At 70.3% G+C, this 2,123-nt stretch carries 2 protein-coding genes; both read right to left on the minus strand.

The features are described from left to right. The coding region (locus VJN29_RS06915; protein ID WP_414654329.1) for a Gfo/Idh/MocA family protein at positions 1-1,146 on the minus strand (1,146 nt) is incomplete at its 3' end. 172 nt (positions 1,147-1,318) lie between these two features. Next, positions 1,319-2,123 (minus strand): substrate-binding domain-containing protein (locus VJN29_RS06920; protein ID WP_324142886.1); only part of this gene is annotated, 805 nt, incomplete at its 5' end.

Genomic DNA, 2,123 nt, shown 5'->3' on the forward strand with positions numbered 1-2,123 from the left:
GACGGTGTCTGTGGGCGTCCAGGACGAGCCGTTGGCCGCGCTCGCCTCGACCGCTGCGAGCACCTGCTGCACCGCGAGGCCGTCGGCGAACGAGGGCTCCGGGTCGGCTCCGCGCGCGATCGCGTCGATGAGGTCGGCCGCCTGGTGGGTGAAGCCGTGCTCGTAGCCGAGACCGTGGCCGGCCGGCCACCAGTGCTCGACATACGGGTGGCTGGTCTCGGTGACGATGACCCGGGTGAATCCGGCGTCGCGTGAGGCGGTCGACGCGTCGTGGACGTGGAGGACGTTCATGTCCTCGAAGTCGAACGCGATGCTCCCCTTCGACCCGTTGAGCTCCAGACGGATCGCGTTCTTGCGCCCGGTCGCGAAGCGAGTCGCCTCGAAGGTGGCGAGCGCACCGCCGCTGAGCCGACCCAGGAAGAGTGCGGCGTCATCGACGGTGACCGCTCCCCGACCAGAGCCGACCTCCGCGGACAGCCCGCGGGTCGCACCGGGCAGCGGCCGCTCCCGCACGAAGGTCTCCATGACGGCGCTGACACCGGTGATGCTCTCGCCGGTGACGAAGTGCGTGAGGTCGATGATGTGCGCACCGATGTCCCCGAGCGCCCCGGAGCCCGCCCGGTCCTTCTGGAGCCGCCAGGTCAGCGGAGTCTCCGGATCGACGAGCCAGTCCTGGAGGTACTGGGCGCGCACGTGGCGCAGCTCCCCGATGCGGCCCTCCCGCACGAGCTGGCGAGCCAGGGCGATGGCTGGGACGCGCCGGTAGGTGAAGCCCACCATCGAGCGGATCCCCCGTGCCCTGGCGCGCTCGGCGGCATCCGCCATGGAGCGCGCCTCGTCGACGGTGTTGGCGAGGGGCTTCTCGCAGAGGACGTGCTTGCCCGCCTCGAGGGCAGCGATGGCGATCTCGGCGTGGGTGTCACCGGGGGTGCAGATGTCGACGAGGTCGACGTCCGGTCGAGCGACGAGCGCCCGCCAGTCGGTCTCGACGTGCTGCCAGTCGAAGCGCCGGGCCATGTCGCCGGCGGCACCGGCATCCCGGCCCCCGATGGCGACGAGCTCGGGCACCAGCGTCGGGTCGAAGAAGCTGCGGGCGTTGCGCCAGCCCTGGGAGTGGGCGACACCCATGAACGAGTAGCCCACCATGCCGATGCCGAGGCGACCGGGAGTACCCGTGGGCGCGGCTGCGTCGACCGCGTGGGTGGCAGGAGGATGAATGGCCATGTGGCACCTTCCGGCGGGCGCTGGCGCCCGGTGGGGGGTGGGTGGTGCTCGCCGGCCGGCCGGCGGCCGGCGAGCACCACGTCGGTCCGTCCGATCAGGACTCGAACGCCAGCGGCAGGTACTCCTCGACGTTGTCCTTCGTCACGACCGGCGCGTCGAGGACGACGCGGCGCGGCACGGTGGGCTGGACGAGGTCGGACATTCCCTTGGCCTGGCCCAGGAGGCGGGCGAGTCGGACGCCGTCAGCGGCCTGGGTCGGCGGGTAGAGGACGGTGGCCTCCATCTTGCCCTCCTGGATCCAGCGCATCGCGTTCGCGGATCCTGCGCCGCCGATGAACGCCATCTCGTCACGGTTGGCGTTCTCGAGGGCCGCCATGACACCGACACCCTGGTCGTCGTCGTGGTTCCAGAGGATGTCGATCTTCGGAGCGGCCTGGAGGAGGTTGGACGCCTCCTTCTCACCGGACTCGACGGTGAACTGGGCTGCGACGCGGTTGTCGACGGTCTGACCGCAGGCCTTCAGGGCGTCGGCATAGCCCTTGCTGCGGTCCTGGGTGAGGGGCAGCGAGTCGATGCCGGCGATCTCGGCGATGACCGGGTCGCTGATCTTCTTGTCGGCGATGAGCTTGCAGGCGTACGTGCCCGCGCTCACGCCCATGCCGTAGTTGTCGCCGAGGACCGTCGTGCGGGCGGCGAAGGGTGAGGAGAACTCACGGTCGACGTTGACGACCGTGATGCCGGCCTGCATCGCCTTGGTGGCGACCTCGGTGAGGGCGGCGCCGTCGGTCGGCAGGAGGACGATGGCGTCGACCTTGTCGTTGATGAAGGTCTCGATCTGGCTGATCTGCAGGCTGGGGTCGTTGGTGCCCTCGGCCGCCTTGAACTCGATGTCCGAGTAC

The sequence above is a fragment of the Intrasporangium sp. genome, from assembly GCF_035280925.1.
In the GTDB taxonomy this organism is placed as follows: Bacteria; Actinomycetota; Actinomycetes; order Actinomycetales; family Dermatophilaceae; genus Intrasporangium.